17 protein-coding genes and 3 pseudogenes are annotated in these 17,518 nt (G+C 35.7%); 17 read left to right on the top strand and 3 right to left on the bottom strand.

What is annotated here, in order from left to right:
• Positions 1 to 12: 12 nt before the first annotated feature.
• The 14 genes and pseudogenes from ON07_RS17405 to ON07_RS14470 all read left to right on the top strand — a co-directional run bounded on the left by ON07_RS17405 (position 13) and on the right by ON07_RS14470 (position 11,228).
• A pseudogene (locus ON07_RS17405) lies at positions 13 to 2,018 on the top strand (alpha-ketoacid dehydrogenase subunit alpha/beta).
• 128 nt (positions 2,019 to 2,146) lie between these two features.
• The gene (locus ON07_RS16140) at positions 2,147 to 2,308 is read left to right on the top strand and encodes a DUF1328 domain-containing protein (protein WP_010228413.1); all 162 of its coding nucleotides are present in this window, start codon (positions 2,147 to 2,149) and stop codon (positions 2,306 to 2,308) included.
• Positions 2,309 to 2,392: 84 nt separating this feature from the next.
• Positions 2,393 to 2,872: a lipocalin family protein gene (locus ON07_RS04100; protein WP_010228412.1), complete on the top strand. Its 480-nt coding sequence runs from the start codon at positions 2,393 to 2,395 to the stop codon at positions 2,870 to 2,872.
• A 12-nt stretch (positions 2,873 to 2,884) separates the two neighbouring features.
• On the top strand, positions 2,885 to 3,580 hold the full coding sequence (locus ON07_RS04095; protein ID WP_010228411.1) for an OmpA family protein: 696 nt from the start codon (positions 2,885 to 2,887) through the stop codon (positions 3,578 to 3,580).
• Between the two features lie 74 nt (positions 3,581 to 3,654).
• On the top strand, positions 3,655 to 4,560 hold the full coding sequence (locus ON07_RS14485; protein ID WP_316928082.1) for an NAD(P)/FAD-dependent oxidoreductase: 906 nt from the start codon (positions 3,655 to 3,657) through the stop codon (positions 4,558 to 4,560).
• Positions 4,518 to 4,778 carry a hypothetical protein gene (locus ON07_RS17665; protein ID WP_316928081.1) on the top strand — a complete coding sequence of 87 codons (261 nt, stop codon included), beginning with the start codon at positions 4,518 to 4,520 and terminating at the stop codon, positions 4,776 to 4,778. Before ON07_RS14485 ends, ON07_RS17665 begins: the two co-directional genes overlap by 43 nt.
• Positions 4,775 to 5,488: a methyltransferase domain-containing protein gene (locus tag ON07_RS04085; RefSeq protein ID WP_010228410.1), complete on the top strand. Its 714-nt coding sequence runs from the start codon at positions 4,775 to 4,777 to the stop codon at positions 5,486 to 5,488. Before ON07_RS17665 ends, ON07_RS04085 begins: the two co-directional genes overlap by 4 nt.
• Before the next feature lie 82 nt (positions 5,489 to 5,570).
• On the top strand, positions 5,571 to 6,548 hold the full coding sequence (locus ON07_RS14480; protein WP_010228409.1) for a type III polyketide synthase: 978 nt from the start codon (positions 5,571 to 5,573) through the stop codon (positions 6,546 to 6,548).
• Positions 6,542 to 7,336 carry an SDR family oxidoreductase gene (locus ON07_RS04075; protein WP_010228408.1) on the top strand — a complete coding sequence of 265 codons (795 nt, stop codon included), beginning with the start codon at positions 6,542 to 6,544 and terminating at the stop codon, positions 7,334 to 7,336. Before ON07_RS14480 ends, ON07_RS04075 begins: the two co-directional genes overlap by 7 nt.
• Before the next feature lie 235 nt (positions 7,337 to 7,571).
• A pseudogene (locus tag ON07_RS14475) lies at positions 7,572 to 8,020 on the top strand (3-hydroxyacyl-ACP dehydratase FabZ family protein).
• Between the two features lie 205 nt (positions 8,021 to 8,225).
• Positions 8,226 to 9,494 carry a beta-ketoacyl-[acyl-carrier-protein] synthase family protein gene (locus ON07_RS04065; RefSeq protein WP_010228406.1) on the top strand — a complete coding sequence of 423 codons (1,269 nt, stop codon included), beginning with the start codon at positions 8,226 to 8,228 and terminating at the stop codon, positions 9,492 to 9,494.
• 156 nt (positions 9,495 to 9,650) lie between these two features.
• The gene (locus tag ON07_RS04060) at positions 9,651 to 9,902 is read left to right on the top strand and encodes a phosphopantetheine-binding protein (RefSeq protein ID WP_010228404.1); all 252 of its coding nucleotides are present in this window, start codon (positions 9,651 to 9,653) and stop codon (positions 9,900 to 9,902) included.
• Complete coding sequence (locus ON07_RS04055) at positions 9,899 to 10,474, top strand: 4'-phosphopantetheinyl transferase family protein (protein ID WP_010228402.1); 576 nt, start codon at positions 9,899 to 9,901, stop codon at positions 10,472 to 10,474. The genes ON07_RS04060 and ON07_RS04055 overlap by 4 nt, the downstream gene beginning before the upstream one ends.
• 82 nt (positions 10,475 to 10,556) lie before the next feature.
• The gene (locus tag ON07_RS14470) at positions 10,557 to 11,228 is read left to right on the top strand and encodes a hypothetical protein (protein WP_010228400.1); all 672 of its coding nucleotides are present in this window, start codon (positions 10,557 to 10,559) and stop codon (positions 11,226 to 11,228) included.
• A gap of 189 nt (positions 11,229 to 11,417) precedes the next feature.
• Here the strand turns inward: ON07_RS14470 and ON07_RS04045 are convergent, their stop codons facing one another.
• Complete coding sequence (locus tag ON07_RS04045; RefSeq protein ID WP_010228398.1) at positions 11,418 to 11,999, bottom strand: hypothetical protein; 582 nt, start codon at positions 11,997 to 11,999, stop codon at positions 11,418 to 11,420.
• Positions 12,000 to 12,137: 138 nt separating this feature from the next.
• On the opposite strand from ON07_RS04045, the pseudogene ON07_RS14465 reads away from it, so the two are divergent.
• A pseudogene (locus ON07_RS14465) lies at positions 12,138 to 14,137 on the top strand (aconitate hydratase).
• Between the two features lie 324 nt (positions 14,138 to 14,461).
• Here the strand turns inward: ON07_RS14465 and ON07_RS04035 are convergent.
• Entirely contained in the window at positions 14,462 to 14,761 is a 300-nt protein-coding gene (locus ON07_RS04035; RefSeq protein WP_010228397.1) for an HPF/RaiA family ribosome-associated protein, read from the bottom strand.
• Between the two features lie 134 nt (positions 14,762 to 14,895).
• Entirely contained in the window at positions 14,896 to 15,816 is a 921-nt protein-coding gene (locus ON07_RS04030; RefSeq protein ID WP_010228395.1) for a cation diffusion facilitator family transporter, read from the bottom strand.
• A gap of 322 nt (positions 15,817 to 16,138) precedes the next feature.
• Between ON07_RS04030 and ON07_RS04025 the strand changes: the two genes are divergently transcribed.
• Both ON07_RS04025 and ON07_RS04020 read left to right on the top strand, forming a co-directional pair.
• Positions 16,139 to 16,903: a GIN domain-containing protein gene (locus ON07_RS04025; RefSeq protein WP_029331466.1), complete on the top strand. Its 765-nt coding sequence runs from the start codon at positions 16,139 to 16,141 to the stop codon at positions 16,901 to 16,903.
• A gap of 25 nt (positions 16,904 to 16,928) precedes the next feature.
• Positions 16,929 to 17,372, top strand: coding sequence for a hypothetical protein (locus ON07_RS04020; RefSeq protein ID WP_010228392.1), 444 nt, complete (start codon positions 16,929 to 16,931; stop codon positions 17,370 to 17,372).
• Positions 17,373 to 17,518 lie beyond the last annotated feature (146 nt).

Raw genomic sequence — 17,518 nt, 5'->3', positions numbered from 1 at the left:
TAGAATTTTTTTATGAAACCAGCAACCACAGAGTTTACAACTATAAAATACCCAGACACCAAGCTTTCAGATTCCACTTTATTAAAATTATATCGTGGCATGCTAAAACCCAGACTAATAGAAGAAAAAATGCTTATTCTATTAAGGCAGGGAAGAATTTCTAAATGGTTTAGCGGAATTGGACAAGAAGCGATTTCTATCGGGGTAACCATGGCTATGCAGGAAGATGAATATATCTTGCCAATGCATAGAAATTTAGGTGTTTTTACTGCAAGAGAAATTCCGCTTTACAGATTATTCTCGCAATGGCAAGGAAAAGCAAATGGATTTACAAAAGGTAGAGACCGAAGTTTTCACTTTGGCACCCAGGAATACAAAATAGTAGGTATGATCTCTCACCTAGGACCGCAATTAGGAGTGGCAGATGGGATTGCATTGGCGCATAAACTCAAAAACGAGAATAAACTCACTGCAGTTTTTACCGGCGAAGGCGGAACCAGTGAAGGGGATTTCCATGAGGCTCTAAACATAGCTTCTGTTTGGGATCTACCGGTATTATTTTGTGTTGAAAACAATGGATACGGACTTTCCACTCCAACTACCGAGCAATATCGATGTAAAAACATCATGGATCGCGGTATTGGTTATGGTATGGAAGCACATCAAATAGATGGAAATAATATTCTAGAAGTGTTTACCAAAGTTTCAGAAATTGCTGAGAGTGTTCGGAAAAACCCAAGACCAGTATTATTGGAGTTCATCACTTTTAGAATGAGAGGGCATGAGGAGGCGAGTGGTACCAAATACGTTCCTCAAGATTGATGAATGAGTGGGCTGCCAAAGATCCAATTTCTAATTTTAAGGAGTTTCTTCAGGAAAAAAATATTCTTACTGAAGAAATCGATAATGAATATATAAATGAGATCAAGGTTGAAATTGATGAAAATCTACAACTTGCTTTTGAGGAAGAAGTAGTTATCTCTTCTACAAGTGAAGAGTTAAATGATGTGTATCAAGAATTTGAATTTCAGCACTTTGAAGAAAATTATGAAACTGAAAATATCCGATTTATCGATGCGATAGCCGAAGGTTTAAAACAATCTATGCAGAAGCATGAAGACCTCGTTTTGATGGGTCAAGATATCGCAGATTATGGCGGAGTATTTAAAATAACAGAAAACAGTTTAACAGATTTTGGTAAGGATAGAGTTCGAAATACTCCTATTTGTGAGTCTGGAATAGTGGCAACTGCGATGGGACTATCTATTAACGGAGTTAAATCTATGGTAGAGATGCAATTTGCAGATTTTGTGAGTTCAGGTTTCAACCCGATTGTAAATTACCTTGCTAAGATTCATTATAGATGGAATCAGCAAGCAGATGTTGTTATTAGAATGCCTTGTGGAGCAGGAGTACAAGCCGGACCTTTCCATAGCCAGACCAATGAAGCATGGTTTACGAAAACCCCTGGATTAAAAGTAGTGTATCCGGCATTTCCAAAAGATGCAAAAGGATTATTGAATACTGCTTTTAACGATCCTAATCCTGTCTTGTTTTTTGAACATAAAGCATTATATAGAAGTATACGCCAAGAAGTACCTACAAATTATTACACCATTCCGTTTGGAAAAGCAGCTTTCCTGCAGGAAGGGAATGAGGTGAGCATAGTTACTTATGGGGCAGCAGTTCATTGGGCGATGGAAGCCTTGTTAGAATTCCCGAATCTTAGTGTAGATTTAATAGATCTGAGAACATTACAGCCTTTAGATATAGAAACCGTTTTTAATTCTGTGAAGAAAACAGGAAGGGTACTTATTATAAATGAAGATTCTATCTTCGGAAGTATTGCATCGGATATTGCAGCGCAGATAGCAGAGGAGTGTTTTGAATATTTGGATGCGCCTATAAAGCGATTGGGAAGTATGGAAACACCTATTCCATTTACTAAAAATCTTGAAGATCAATACCTTCCAAAAAATCGTATTAATGAAAAATTAAAAGAATTAATGGCGTATTAGCAAAATATTAGCTTGAGGGGTTCATATTTAAGATTCCTTAACAATTTCCTTGTTAAATTATTAATAATCTTTTGTGAGATGACAAGTCGTAGAGTAATTTAGCTTCAACTAATCATTAAACTACTATTATGGTACGACTTATTGTTATTTTCCTGATAATTGCTCTTGTTGCCGCAATCTTCGGTTTCGGAGGAATTGCAGAAGGATCTGCAGACATTGCAAAAATTATCTTTTATATCTTTATTGTATTGCTTGTTATTTCTTTAATAAGCAGATTATTCAGAAGATAATTTAAGTACAACATATAAATCCAATCAGGTAAATAACTTTATCCGGTTGGATTTTTTCTAATCTTAAACCAAAAAAAAACCCTTATGAAAAAAATAATTTTTATACTAACCACAGCTCTTCTAATAGCTTCATGTGGACCAAGTAAAGTAGCCACCGAGGCGCGTAAAACCTTTAAAGGTGATTGGATGCTGAATACAGTAACATATCCGAATTCCCAAGGAACTTTTGATGTGACTTTATTTAATGATGCTTCCGCAGATTGTTTTAAAGGAAGTAGTTGGAGTTTTGTGTCTAACAACAATACAGGAACATATACTACTGCCGGTGCTAATTGTACTGCTGGAGAGCGTTACTTTGTGTGGTCTATAGATGATCAGAATTCAGCTATGAATAATTTTGACTTTTTGTTGAAACCAACAGATAGCAAATGGAATTCTACTACAGGAAATCAAGGATTCAGAATTAACTTAGTTTCCTTAACCGAAACTACGATGACTTGGGAACAAACTGTAACTCTGGAGGGATCTCCTTTTGTTATCAGAATGAATTTTACTAAACTTTAAAAAAATATAATTATGAGAATTGGAATTAATAAATTTATAGCTCTAGCTTTTTCTGCAACCTTATTGTTTGGTTGTGAGGCGACTAGAAATGCAAATAATACTCAAAAAGGTGCTGTTATTGGTGCCGGAAGTGGAGCTGTTATAGGTGGAGTTATAGGAAACAATGTAGGTAAAGGAAATAGTGCCTTAGGTGCTATTATTGGTGGTGTTGTAGGTGGCGCTGCTGGTGGATACATTGGAAATAGAATGGATAAACAAGCTAAACAAATAGAACAAGAAATTCCTGGAGCTGAAGTAGAAAGAGTAGGGGAAGGAATTAATGTGACATTTGATGAAGCAAGTGGTGTTTATTTTGATACTGAAAAATATAACATCAATGCTAAGTCTCAAGAAACCTTGAATAAATTAGCCGCTATATTCAAAGAGTATCCAAATACTAATGTTTTAGTTGAAGGACATACAGATAATACTGGTAGCGATAGTTACAACTTGACTTTGTCTAAAAACAGAGCGCAGGCGGTAACAAATTACATGGTTACTAACGGGCTTGATAAAGGAAGATTCGATACTAAATGGTATGGGGAAGCTCAGCCTAAGTATGATAATACAACTGCCGAAGGTAGATCTAAGAACCGTAGAGTAGAGCTTGCTATTGTAGCAAATGAAGAATTGAAGAAAGAAGCTGAAGAGGCTACTAAAGAGAACTAAGACAACTCACAAATTCATATTAAATCCCGGGCAATCCTCGGGATTTTTTTGTTTCCTTTTACTATCTTCAACAAGTGAAAAAGAAAACAATTGGGATAGTTGGTGGTGGTTTGGCCGGACTAGTTGCTGCAATCCATCTTTCTAGAAATAATTTAACAGTTACAGTATTCGAGAAAGATACCTATCCTAACCATAAGGTTTGTGGGGAATATATATCTCTTGAAATTATTCCTTATTTAGCACAGCTTGATATTCATTTATCAGATCTTAAGCCTGCAGCCATAACTAAGTTACACTACAGCGATGCATCGGGTAAAAGTGTAAATACCAAGTTACCATTAGGAGCTTTAGGGATTTCTCGTTACGCTTTAGACAATTTTTTATACCAAAAAGCAATTGCATCTGGAGTAAAATTCATTCAGGCATTGGTGACTGATATAAATTATAATCAAAATGAATTTGAATTAACAACCAGTAATAAGGAAACTTTTCAATTTCAAATAGTTTTAGGGGCTTATGGAAAACGTTCTTTATTAGATAAAAAATTAGATCGCGATTTTATAGATCAAAAATCCGGGTGGCTGGCAATCAAAGGGCATTATAAAAAAGAAGATTTTCCAGATGATGTGGTGATGCTTCATAATTTTAAAGGTGGGTATTGCGGATTATCTAAAACTGAAACCGGAGCAATCAATGTTTGTTATTTAGCTTCCTACAATAGTTTTAAACATCACAGAGACCCTATTAGCTTTAAAAATAAAGTTTTAATGCAGAATCCTCATTTAAAATCCTTCTTTCAAAATGCGACTCCTTTGTTTGAAAAAGATCTTAGCATAGCACAAATTTCTTTTGAAACGAAATCGAGTATTCAGAATCATATTTTAATGTTAGGAGATGCAGCTGGACTTATTCATCCTTATCCGGGAATGGAATGGCGATGGCAATTCATAGTGCCAAACTTGCTTCCGAAGCAATTCTAGATTATTACAAAAATAATGAGAATTCAAGAGAAGCTATGGAGATGGAATATCAGAAAAAATGGAAAGAACAATTTAGCTCCAGATTGCGGATGGGCCGATTATTACAAAGAGTTTTATTGAGTCCGGGACTTTCCAGTTTTGCACAAAAAATTATAAGTACTTTTCCCGTATTATTACCAAAAATCATTGCAAAAACCCACGGAAAACCAATAGTATGAGTTCTATAAATACCTCAAAGCGCAGTGAAGAAGCCGAGATCATGGACGATTTCGAATTAAAGGGTGAAGAATTAGAACAGACCTTAAACGATCTTGAGAAGATCAATAAATGGTTGGGTGGTAATAAAATCACTTTAGATGGAATCCAGTTGCTTTTAAAAGATATCCCGAAGGGAACCATTATTAGAATATCAGATGTAGGATGTGGGAGCGGTGCGGTACTTCGTGAAATAGCCAATTGGGGCAGGAATCAAAAATTTGATTTGGAACTTATTGGAATAGACGCCAATCCTTACGCTATTGAAATTGCACAAAGGAAATCAGATTATTATCCTGAAATTAAATTTGAAGCCTTAAATATTTTTAGTGAGGCTTATAAAAAGCAAGAATATGACATTGTGCTGTGTACATTAACGCTACATCATTTTAAAAATGAAGAGATTTTAGAATTGCTTACTATCTTTAAAAATCAGTCTCGGTTGGGGATAATAATTAACGATCTTCAACGAAGCAAGGTAGCGTATGTTTTATTTCAGGCTTTTTGCAGAATCTTTATCAATAACGAAATTGCAAGAAAAGACGGATTAACATCCATACTTCGAGGTTTTAAAAAGAAAGATCTCTGTGAATTATCAGAAAAAATATCGGCTCGAAAACATAAAATTCAATGGAAATGGGCATTCCGCTACCGTTGGATCTTATTAAAATAACCCCCTATGAGTGTAAGAATTATAGATGTAAAAAAAAGAACTTCCAAAATACTTTAGAAAAACTTCAGATATTATTCCGTTAGTGGAAGAATGGTTGGATGAAAAGGATGAGCGTTTTAAGCGAAAGATTACCAAAATATTTGAAGGTGCCGGTGTAGATAAACGTTATTCTATTATGGCACCGGAAGAGGTGTTTACTGCGACTTCTTTTGAAGAAAAAAACAACATTTATGTTCGGGAGGTCAAGAAATTAGGAAAGAACGTTTTAAAAGCAGCCTTAAAAGAGAATAAGTGGAAACCGGAATCTCTAGACTTCATTATCACAGTGAGTTGTACGGGAATAATGATTCCTTCTTTAGATGCCTATCTTATAAATGAATTAGAGTTAAATCAGAATATTACCCGACTTCCCGTTACAGAAATGGGATGTGCCGCCGGGATCTCAGGAATGATTTACGCGCATAAGTTTTTACAAGCCAATCCTGGAAAAAGAGCAGCCGTGGTTGCTGTAGAAAGTCCAACTGCAACTTTTCAGTTAGAAGATTTTAGTATGGCGAATATGGTGAGTGCCGCTATTTTTGGAGATGGAGCGGCTTGTGTGCTGCTTTCTTCTGAAGAAAATGCAGTTGGACCCAAAATTATTGGCGATGAAATGTATCACTTTTTTGACGCCACCCATCTCATGGGCTTTCATCTAGCCAACTCCGGCTTGCAAATGATCTTAGATGAGAGCGTTCCAGAAACTATTTCGAATCATTTTCCTGAAATAATTTATCCTTTCTTAGAGAAGAATGGAAGTTCTATAGATAAAGTGGAACATCTTATTTTTCATCCCGGAGGAAGAAAGATTGTACAAACAGTGTCTGATCTTTTTGGTACCTTAGGGAAGAATATTGATGATACCCGCGAAGTACTTCGCCTATATGGGAATATGAGCAGTGTGACCGTGCTGTATGTTTTGGAAAGATTTCTTCAGAAAGAAATTCCAAAAGGAGAGCAGGGTTTACTTTTAAGTTTTGGACCTGGGTTTTCAGCACAACGAATTTTAATAGAATGGTAGCAGAATTTAAAGACCTCAATTACTGGGCACTGATCCTTGGAGGCAGTAGCGGACTTGGACTTGCAACAGCTAGAAAACTTGCCAAACACGGCATGAATATTATAATTATTCATAGGGATCGAAGGTCTGAAATTCCCGATATCGAAGAAGCTTTTGAGGATATTCGAAATTCAGGGGTGCGTCTGGAAAGTTTTAATGTGGATGCCGTTCAGAAAGAAAAACGAGGAGATCTTATTAAGGAAATTACAAATATTTTAGGAGAAGAAGGGAAGATAAGGACTTTGGTGCATAGTATTGCCAAAGGAAATTTGAAGCCAATGAGCGGAAATGGGCCATTTCTCGAGAATATAGATTTTCAAATCACTATTGATGCGATGGCCTTAAGTTTATACGATTGGACCGAAGCGGTGTATCAAGCAGGCTTATTTGCCAAAGATGCTCGGGTGGTTTCCTTTACCAGTGAAGGGAATAAGAAAGCTTGGGAGAACTATGCGGCTGTTTCTGCAGCGAAAGTTGTTCTGGAAGCCATTACCAGAAGTATGGCACTCGAATTTGCCAGATATGGAATCCGTGCGAATTGCATTCAGGCAGGTGTTACTGTTACCAGATCTTTTCAGATGATCCCGGGAAATGAGACTTTACGCATGCATGCGCTAAAACACAATCCTTTTAAGCGTCTCACTGTTCCAAACGATGTGGCTAATGTGGTATATCTTTTAAGTAAAGATGAAGCCAGCTGGATTACGGGAACAATTATTCCCGTAAATGGTGGGGAGCATCTTAAGTAATTAGGTATACCTGTATATAATCCAGCATGAAGCTAAACATTTCGTCACCCTGAACTTATTCAGGGTCTCCTCCTAATTTTTGTGAGATGCTGAAACTCCCGAATGCTCGGGACAACAAGACGTAAAACCTGAAACCTGAAACCTGAAATTTACAGCTATGCAATATCATAGAATAAAAGATAAATTCTTCAACGATTCTTTAAATTAAACATTAACTCTAATTTTAGTTCATTTAGTGAATTCAGCTACTATAATATCCAAACTTCCTTATAAAAAACCCTTTCTCTTTGTAGATGAAATTCTTCAGATAGATGAAGACGGCTGTACAGGGAGCTATACATTTCCAGAAGATTCTGATTTTTATAAAGGACATTTTAAAGATCATCCGGTAACTCCCGGAGTGATTCTTACAGAGTGTATGGCGCAGATTGGGTGGTATGTTTAGGAATTTTTCTTCTGAAAAATATTCAACATGAGAATTCTGAAACTACTGCAGATATTCAAATAGCGCTGAGTTCTACTCAGATAGATTTCTTTTTACCGATTGCTCCTGGGGAACAAGTGAAAGTGGTTTCAAAAAAAGAATATTTTAGATTCAACAAACTGAAATGTGCGGTTGAAATGTTTAGTGATAAGAATGAATTGGTTTGTAGAGGAACGATCGCCGGAATGATGAAGATGTAAAGTTTCAAGTTTAAGATTCAGAATTTATATTCAAGTTCTTTAGAATGTGAAGCATAGTAGAGATGTCAGGTTGAGCGAAGTCGAAACCTCCTTTTTTAGCTAAAAGTTCTCAACTTTATTTTATCCTGAGAGTAGTCGAAAGGCTTGAATAGACAAAACTTTATGGTTAAAAGGTGAAATGTAAAAGATTTCGAAATAATTAATAATGAATAAAAGAGTCGTAATTACAGGTTTGGGAATTTGTGCTCCCAATGGGGTAAGTATTCCTGAATTTGAAGAATCTCTGAGGTCTGGAAAGAGCGGAATCACTTTTCATCCTCAACTTAAAGACCTGAATTTTAGTTGCCAGATAGGAGGGAAGCCGGAAATTTCTGAAGCCAAGAAAAGTGAATATTTTACACCTTTACAACTACGCGGACTTAATAGTAGCGGGATAGTTTACGGAGTGATTTCCGGGACTGATGCTTGGAAAGATGCCGGTCTTGAAATCTCAGAGAAAGATTCACCAGATTGGGATAGCGGAATTATCTTCGGAACCGGGATCTTAGGAGTCGATAAATTTAGAGAAGCCATACATTTAATAGATGCCGGAAAAACTAGACGTTTAGGCAGTACTAGCGTGATCCAAACTATGGCGAGCGGGATAAGTGCCTATTTAGGAGGTATTTTGGGCTGTGGAAATCAGGTAACCACCAATTCCTCTGCTTGTACTACAGGTACTGAAGCCCTTTTAATGGGCTATGAGCGTATTAAAGCCGGAAAAGCAACCAGAATGTTAGTAGGAAGCTGTAGCGATCATGGGCCTTATGTATGGGGCGGATTCGATGCCATGCGGATTTTACCCGGAAATTATAACGAAGACCCAGAAAGTGCATCTAGACCAATGAGTGCAGGTGCCTCCGGATTTGTTCCGGGAAGTGGAGCAGGAGCCTTAGTTTTGGAAGATCTGGAGTCGGCATTAGAGCGAGGAGCGAAAATTTATGCCGAAGTTCTGGGAGGGGAAGTAAATAGTGGCGGACAAAGAGGAGAGGGAAGTATGACTGCGGCCAATAACGAAGCGGTGCAGCGTTGCATAACGGGAGCTCTAATAAATTCCAACATATCAGCTTCAGATGTAGATGTGATAAATGGGCATTTAACAGCAACTAGTAAAGATTCTGTTGAAATTGAGAATTGGGTGAAAGCATTGGATCTTAAAAATGATTTTCCTTATATCAACTCCCTTAAAGGGATGACTGGACATTGCTTAAGTGCTTCCGGAAGTATAGAATGTGTAGCCAGTGTTTTGGAAATAGCAAAAGGCTTTGTTTTCCCAAACATTAATTGTGAAGCAGTACATCCCGAGATCTTAGCTTTGATTCCTGAAGAGCGTGTTCCACGAAAAATGATTGAAAAACCTATTAGTATATTAGCAAAAGCGAGTTTTGGTTTTGGAGATGTGAATGCGGTAGTGATCTTTAAGAAATATGGTTGATTTTAGGTTTCAAATTTCAGGTTTTGGACTCCCTTTTATTGAGATGCTGAAACAAGTTCAGCATGACGAAGATTATTTAAAAGATCAGTTTAAATTTTAAGATATCAATAAAGTTCACAATTAGTTTTTTTTACCATTGAATATTATATTAGCTACATGACAGAAAAAGTAATTTTAGAAAAAATAAAAAACATCGTTACTCCTTATGTTCAGCGTAAGGAAGGATTGGAAAATTTCGATGAAAAAACCGATTTTCTAACCGATCTCAAAATAAATTCTGCCAATCTGGTGGATGTGATTTTAGATGTAGAAGATGAGTTTAATATTGAAATAGATAATACCTCGATGGAAGGGATGCTGACGGCCGGTGACGCGAAGAGAATTATTTTAATTAAAATGGAGAATTGATTGGGAACGATATCATAGATCTTAACATTCCAATCTCTTCAAATTGGAACAGTTCCCGATATTTAAATAAATTATATTCTTTAGCAGAGCAAGCTGTTATTTTTAAGGCTGAGAATCCAAAAATTTGGCTTCAACTATGCTGGTCTTTAAAAGAAGCTGCATATAAGGCACATCAGCGTAGATTCAATTTACCGAGAACTTACAATCCGCTGGATTTTCAATGTGAAATATTTTCAGAAGAAAAAGAAAGCATTCAAGGAATTGTGAGAATAGATAGTCATGTTTATTTCACAATTTCGAAGATCACAGCAACTAACATCCACAGTACGGCAACTTCAGAAAAAAATCAAAGCACTTTTTTTAAAGTTTTTGAAGGGGAAAGTAATCTAAAACGCAAATTAATTACTGAATATTCCTTACTTTTAAAAGAGCATAAAACTAATTTTAGAATTCAGAAGAACATACATGGAATTCCCTTTTTATATGTTGCTAATAAAAAATTAGAGCACTCATTTTCCCTCTCCCATCACGGGAAATATTCAGCATACGCATTTGCGTTAATGAAGTGCTAAATGCTCGTTAAACAATATTAAAGAGGATTGGCGTAGTTGCAGCCCTTTGTAACTTGAATTATAATTTAAAATTAAAACCCTTATGAAGACAGTAGATAAAATGGAAGTGTTGCACAGCCAAACAGCTGAATTTATTGCACAAGGAGAAATCGGGAAATTTTTAAAATTGATTCCCGATACTTTTATTATAAAAGGAAGCGAACAAGAAAATGGATTTAACCAAGGATATGCTATTAGACATATAAATAGAAAAGATATCCTTCTAATAGACGTTGTAGAAAAGGAAACCTTAAAAGCTGTAAAGCAGCTCGTAGCAGATGGATATACCATAAAAGGAATAATTCTTAGTAATTCTTCGGTTTATAAAAATGCGTACGCCGATTTAAAAACGGTTTCTGAAGATGCAGGAGGAGCACCTATTTATGCACATCCAAGAAATTCTATTAACGACACTACCTATAAACCAAAAAATATCACGGCAAAACCTGAAATTGTAAAACATTTTGGATTGAAGATATATGATCTTCCTGGAAATGGAGGAGGTTCTATTTTGATTTATTCAGATATTAATGATGGGATGTTATTTACAGGCGAAGATGCGATAGGTTCTAGTTATGACGTTGAAGAAAACACATTTTCAAGACCAACCATGGAAAGCAAGAATTCTGAATTTGGATTGGCCGAAAGTTGGGCGCCTTTGATGAAGACTTTAGTTACTTATTTCCATTACATGGAAAACCAGCATTCAATTTAGAAGATGGACAACAAACAGATATTTTAAATAAACTTAGTAGAATTCAGTCATAGACTGAAGAAATAATTTTAAAAGGGACTATTCCCGAAGTTTTTTCGCACTGATCACAATTTTAGTTTTCGTATTATTTGAAAAGTAAAATTCCGTTTAGTGGCAGAAATTACTTCTCGAGTAGTCTTTTTTTTATTTTTACTGATTTTCATCTTCCATTTCCTCCTTCTTTTCTTTGGCTTCTTCTTTAGCCTCTTTTGCTTCGTCTTCAGCCTTTTCTACCATTGGATGATCTTTTACTCCAAAACCAACTATTAATATTACATTAGAAATCGTTTCATAAAGCATAGTAACTATGGCTACAAAACCACCTCCTAAAATTGAAGCCATTCCCAGACTCACATAATAAATTGTAGAAAACCAAGTGCTTGGAACTTCTTCGCTTTCTGTTATAGGTAAATTCAGCATTAAAAAAGTAATTACCGAAACTATAATAAGAATAGTTACAAATTTTGCGATAGTTAATACATGGCTATAATGCACTTTTGTTAATCTTGAATTAGATCCTGTACTCAAACTTAGCAAAGGCAACATTAGAGCCAGAATAGTAGAAGATCCTAGGATTACCGTATTACAAAGCATATTGATTCCCGCAAGAGATGTAGATAGCAATTCTTTGGCTTTATATCCTGAAACCTCTCCTAAAATATATGTTCCTATTCCCATAATCATTGTGGAAACCACACCGCCAACAATCGCTCGTTTTACAATAACATTCATAGTTCTAATTATAAATTTAATTTGCCAAATTATACGCTCTCAGAGTTTGTATCTTAGTATATACAAAGCTATAAGATATTGTTAAATAGAAGCTAATATTCATGTGAAATCGATATTTTATATGGTAAATTCTATACAATGGAAAATCTAAACGTTACTCAAAAGCTCATTAAATCTCATCTTCTGAAGGGAGAAATGATTCCCGGAAAAGAAATTGGAATTAAAATAGATCAGGCGCTTTTACAAGATGCAACAGGAACTTTAGTGCAATTAGAATTAGAGGCTATGAGCCTAAAAAAAAGCAAAGACTGAAGTTGCGGTGCAATATGTAGATCATAATCTTTTACAAACAGATTTTAAAAATGCCGATGATCATTTATTCCTTCTTTCTGCTGCACAGAGATTCGGATTATGGTACAGTAGGCCCGGAAATGGGGTTAGTCATCCAGTGCATATGGAACGCTTTGGAAAACCGGGAAAAACATTGGTAGGATCAGACAGTCATAGCTGTGCTGCAGGATCACTAGGGATGTTGGCAATAGGTACAGGAGGATTAGATGTGGCTGCAGCTATAGCGGGACAACCATATTTTGTGAAAATGCCAAAAATTTGGGGTATTAAGCTTTCCGGAAAATTACCTGATTGGGTAAGTGCTAAAGATGTGATCTTAGAAATGCTACGTCGGCATGATGTAAAAGGCGGGGTTGGAAAGATCATTGAATATTACGGAGATGGTCTAAAACAACTAAGCGCTATGGATAGGCATGTAATTGCAAACATGGGAGCAGAATTAGGAGCAACTACTACCGTATTTCCAAGTGATAATGAAACAAAACGCTTTTTAAAATCTCAAGATAGGGAAGAGGATTGGAGCGAACTTGTAGCCGATGAAAATTGCGAATATGATCTTCATGAAGAAATAGTACTAGACGATCTTGTACCACTAATTGCTTTACCCACCAGTCCGGGAAATGTTGTACCTGTGAGCGAGGTGGCCGGGAAGAAAATTAGTCAGGTAGTTTTAGGTTCTTCTGCAAATCCCGGGTTACGGGATTTTTGGATGGCAAGTGCTATTGTGAAAGATAAAACTGTACATAGTGATGTTTCTTTTGATGTGAATCCAACCTCCAGGCAGATCATTCAGAATATGATAGATAATAAAGCTTTTGGAAATCTTATTAAAGCAGGAGCCAGGTTTCATCAATCCGGGTGTATGGGTTGTATAGGAATGGGGCAAGCTCCGGCATCAGATACTATTAGCCTGAGAACTATGCCTAGGAATTTTCCAAGTAGGTCCGGAACAGAAGACGATCAAGTGCATTTATGTAGCCCTGAAACTGCAGCAGCTTCGGCCTTAACAGGTAAGATCACAGACCCTAGGGATTTGGAAAAGTTATATAATATGACATATCCAAAATATATTCAACCGGAAATGGAAATCATCAATAAAGATATGTTGGTTGCTCCCTTAGAAGATGGCTCTAAAATAGAGTTGCTGAAAGGGCCAAACATTAAAAGTTTGCCACATATAGATCATTTGCAGGAAAACTATACGGTCCCTGTACTTCTAAAAATGGGGGATAATGTTTCTACAGATGAGATCTTGAAAGCAGGAGCAGAGGTGCTTCCTTTTAGGAGTAATTTACCGGAAATCAGTAAATATTCCTTCACGGTGATCGATGATACTTTTTATGACAGGGCGATGCAAGCCAAAAACGAACATGGTGGACATATTGTAGTTGCAAAAGAAAATTACGCTCAAGGTTCTAGTAGGGAACATGCTGCCTTAGCTCCCAAATACCTGGGACAGGTTGCTGTTTTAGCAAAAAGCTACGCAAGAATCGCCTGGCAAAACCTGGTGAATTTCGGAATTTTACCCTTAGAATTTATAGATATAGCCGATTATGATAAGATAGCACAAGGGGATATGGTTACACTTAAAAATCTTCCGAATAGTGTTTCAGAAAAAAACACCATTCCGGTAATCATAAAAAAAAGAAAATGGGGAAGTTCTGGAAATTTCTACCAAGCATAGCTTAAGTGAGAGACAGATCCATATTTTATTGAAAGGTGGAATAATCAATGAGTTTAAAGAACAATTGGAAGAACGAGAGTTAGGAAATAGTTCTAAAAACTAGTAACCAATATTATGCTAAATTATCTAGGAAAGACATTAACATGAATTTTTCGACTTCTAGTAATTGAGTCTAAAGTAGAAGCTACCTTTTTTGAGTTAGAAAGTTCTCGACTTTGGTTTGACATGAAGGAAGTAGAGGTGTACGGAGGGGCGAATTGAAAAGTCTTCAAAATAAAAGAAGCCTGAAAAAGGATTTTTAATCCGTCAAGCTGAACTTGTTTCAGCTTCTAAGTTTAATTTAGATCCTGAAACGAGTTCAGGATGACGTGAAAATCACTTTTCAGACTTATCTATATTCAATCCCTTAGGATCAAAAAATAATTATTTAATGTGTCTTCAATTGTGCTTTACGCTTAGAAAGTTGTCTGTCCAGATCTCTTACTGTTTCAGCGATAGCAGCTTCAAAAGAATCCTCATCAGATTCAGCAAAGATTTGTACTCCCGGTGTTCCTAATTTTATATTGCAAATAAATCCTTTTGGTGCTTCTCCATCCTGTTTTTTAAAGAAAACATCGGCACTAACAATCCAGTCGTATTTATTTTCTAATTTATCTAGTTTTTTCTGAGTTAATTCTTCTAAACGTTCACTTTTAGAAAGTTGAACAAATTGAAATATAGCTTCCATATAATTATATTTTTAGGGTTTATATTTTAACTAAGAAACCTAATTTTCTATAGTTTTACAAACAAATCTTCTAGAATTGGCAAAGAATTATGATTGCAATTTTCAGGTTAACTGAAATTAAAATTTCTAGTTATTTACATGTTTTTTTCAAGATTATTTGTACTCTGAATAAATACCTGTGTTATAATAGGTTCCTTCTGTTGAATTTCATTTCGAATACTTTGCATAGTATTTTCAGCATCTAGCAATTCCATAGAATCTACCATATCTACTTCTATTACTAAAAGTATACTATCCGGTCCAAAATGCATAGTTTGCGGCAACGTCCAATCTTTTACACTTGGATGGTCTTTCATGATCTTTTCTACCGCTGCAATCACTTCCGGAGTAGCGCTTTCTCCCAATAGAAGTCCTTTACTTTCTTTAGCTAAAAAGGTAGCTACAATTAATAGTAACACCCCAATACAAACCGAAGCAGCTCCGTCTATATACGGGTTTTGAAGCTGTTGAGATAAATATACTCCCAATAAAGCGATACTTAAACCTAAAACTGCAGCAGCATCTTCTATTATTACCGCAAAGGTGGCGGCATCTTTACTCTGAACGATATTTCTGATTAAGTTCCCTGAGGCTGCTCTAGATTTATTGAATGCTCTTAAAGCCAAATACAAGGCCGTACCTTCAAAAACTAGTGCTGCAATTAAAACACCATAGTTCCAAGTGGGATCTTCGATTACATGCGGATCTTGTAGCGCATGAATACCTTCATAAATTGCGAATCCACCCCCTAAAGCAAAAATGAGAATACTAACTACAAAACTCCAGAAGTAGACCTCTTTTCCGTAGCCAAAAGGGTGCATTTCATCTGGTTCCTGTTTAGATCTTTTGATACCTAAGAGAAGTAAAAGTCCATTTCCGGTATCTACCAAAGAGTGAATTCCTTCGGCTAACATGGCGGAGCTTCCCGTAAAGAAAGCTGCCATAAATTTTCCTATTGCAATTAAAGAGTTTGCGCCAATTGCGCCGTAGATAGCGATCTTAGAATTACCCGCCATAAAGCTTATATTTTAGTGATTGGATTAGTAGCCGGGAAATTACAATATTTAGTGCAGAAGTAGGGAAGAGGTAACTTTTTTTAAAGAATTTTTAGGAGAATGTTCTTCAACTTTAGCCTATCAATTTTACTTTTTAAAAAAGAAATGATTTATCTAAACTATTAAAAATGAGAATATTGTGTTGTATATTTATAGAAGCCTGTGATATATTTTTGATTCTTCAAAATTTATAGCTGCAAGCAATTAAAAATCGAAAATCATGAAAACACTAGTATGTTTTTTATTATTCATTTTTCTAGGCAGCATAAGTGTAGCTCAAAAAATGGAAAAAATTAAAGGAGATAAGGAAGTAATTTCTGTCACTAATTCTATAGACGAGGAATTTAGTACCTTAGAAATCAACGATAATGTGAAAGTTACGATTGCTCAAAGTAACAAGAACAGTTATGTACTTACCACCGATCAAAACCTTGCGGAAGTAGTGAGCTTTGATGTGCAAAATGGGGTTTTAAAAATTCATACAACCGCTAAAATTACCGGAAGTAAAAAATTAGAGGTTTTTTTAAGTGTGAAAGGAATCTCGAGTATTATTTTAAATGATGATGCTGAGCTGGAAACTCAAGGAACTTTAGAATCCGATATTTTTAGTTTTACAGGGAATCAATCTACAAAGTTCGATTTGGATATAGAGTCTAGAAATGCAAATATCATCTTAACAAAGAATTCCGGTGGGAAAATAGATCTGAAATCTAAGGATGTCACTGTGAATATTAGTGATAGATCAGATTTAAAAGGAAAAATGGATGCAGATAATTTGTCGGCTCAATTATCCAAGTCGGCACAAATGGTGATGGATGGAAAAGTGAACACTGCCACTTTTTCTTTAAAAAATTCAGCCGATTTGAAAGCTAAAAAAATGAAAACGGGAACTGCGATTTTAAATGCTTCTAACAACACCGATATATTTTTACATGCTACCAAGGATTTAGTGATAGATGCCGAAGGAAAAAGTAAGGTGTTTGTATACGGAAACCCTAAGATTGAGGTGAGAGGTTTAACCGATCATTCCCGAATTATAAAAAAATAAGTTTGAATAGGTAAACCTGTTTATTATGGCAAAGATTTTAGCGGTAAATGCATCTAAATTTCCAGAAATTATCGAGGTTGGTATAGATTCTACCATAATTCCTGTACGTACAGAAATTGAGTTCCATCCTATGGATATTAGATTGAATATGGAATATATGCTGTATCTCTATGCCTACGATATCCGTGGAAAAATAGATATTCCTGTGTTGCTCAATAATTGGGATGATAGTAGTATTTCCTATATTCCACAAGAAACCGAAGATGATTTGCTTGGAAAGATTTGTGAGCATGTAATTGCTAAAACTAAAATTCAATCTATAAATACTGAGCTTAAGTTGAAACTAGGAATTCTCCATAAGAATAAACATTATGACCGTAGGCATTTAAAGATCTTTGCTGAATTAATTCCAGCTGTGGGAGTAGCTTCTAAATGGAGTGAAGCCTTTGAAGCAGGAGTAGCGCATTAATTTAATGTAGAATCTAAAGACCAGGCTACAATAAGGTTCTCATATATTCTATTTTACATAATATAAATTATAGTACACCTTAGTATTGTTGAATAATGCTGTTGGCGTATAGCTCTGCTATTTGATATAATATCAGATATCGGCCG

This window comes from Gillisia marina (assembly GCF_000258765.1).
Lineage (GTDB): Bacteria > Bacteroidota > Bacteroidia > Flavobacteriales > Flavobacteriaceae > Gillisia > Gillisia marina.
This window is presented reverse-complemented; position numbering and strand designations above follow the sequence as displayed.